Consider the following 1,200-nt stretch of genomic DNA (forward strand, 5'->3'; position numbering starts at 1 on the left):
TAAAATGGCAAAAGGTAAGTTCGAACGCACCAAGCCGCACGTTAACGTCGGTACAATTGGTCACGTGGATCACGGTAAAACGACATTGACAGCAGCGATTGCGACAGTATTGTCTAAGAAATTTGGCGGCGAAGCTAAAGCATACGATCAAATCGATGCGGCTCCAGAAGAAAAAGCACGCGGTATTACTATTAATACAGCGCACGTAGAATACGAAACAGCAACACGTCACTACGCACACGTTGACTGCCCAGGCCATGCTGATTATGTTAAAAACATGATTACTGGTGCTGCTCAGATGGACGGCGCGATTTTGGTTTGCTCCGCAGCTGACGGTCCAATGCCACAAACACGTGAGCACATCTTGTTGGCACGTCAAGTTGGTGTTCCATACATCATCGTTTTCCTGAACAAATGCGACATGGTTGATGACGCTGAGTTGTTGGAATTGGTTGAAATGGAAGTTCGTGAATTATTATCTAAATACGAATTCCCAGGTGACGACTTGCCTATCGTTCAAGGTTCTGCAAAATTGGCGCTTGAAGGCGACAAAGGTCCATTGGGCGAAGAAGCGATCATGAAATTAGCTGATGCTTTGGATTCTTATATTCCAACACCAGAACGTGCTGTTGACGGCGCATTCTTGTTGCCAGTAGAAGATGTATTCTCTATTTCTGGTCGTGGTACTGTTGTAACTGGCCGTATCGAGCGCGGTATCGTTAAAGTCGGTGAAGAGATCGAAATCGTTGGTATTAAAGACACAGTTAAAACGACATGTACTGGTGTTGAAATGTTCCGCAAATTGCTGGATCAAGGTCAAGCTGGTGACAACGTTGGTGTCTTGTTGCGCGGTACTAAGCGTGAAGATATTCAACGTGGTCAAGTTTTGGCAAAACCAGGTTCCATCAAGCCGCATGATCATTTCACAGGCGAGATCTACGTTTTGTCTAAAGATGAAGGTGGTCGTCATACACCATTCTTCAACAACTACCGTCCACAGTTCTACTTCCGTACAACGGACGTAACTGGTTCAATCGAGTTGCCGAAAGACAAAGAAATGGTCATGCCAGGTGATAACGTTTCTATCACAGTAAAATTGATCAACCCGATCGCGATGGAAGAAGGTCTCCGTTTCGCGATTCGTGAAGGTGGTCGTACTGTTGGTGCAGGTGTTGTTGCTAAAATTATCGCTGGTTAATT

1 protein-coding gene is annotated in these 1,200 nt (G+C 45.3%); it reads left to right on the plus strand.

Annotated elements, in window-relative coordinates:
• Positions 1 to 4 precede the first annotated feature (4 nt).
• Positions 5 to 1,198, plus strand: a complete 1,194-nt coding sequence (tuf, locus tag H8K33_RS19625) for an elongation factor Tu (RefSeq protein WP_186892762.1) — start codon at positions 5 to 7, stop codon at positions 1,196 to 1,198.
• Positions 1,199 to 1,200: the final 2 nt, after the last annotated feature.

The organism is Affinundibacterium amnicola (assembly GCF_014284275.1).
GTDB classification, from domain to species: Bacteria; Pseudomonadota; Gammaproteobacteria; order Burkholderiales; family Burkholderiaceae_D; genus Undibacterium; species Undibacterium amnicola.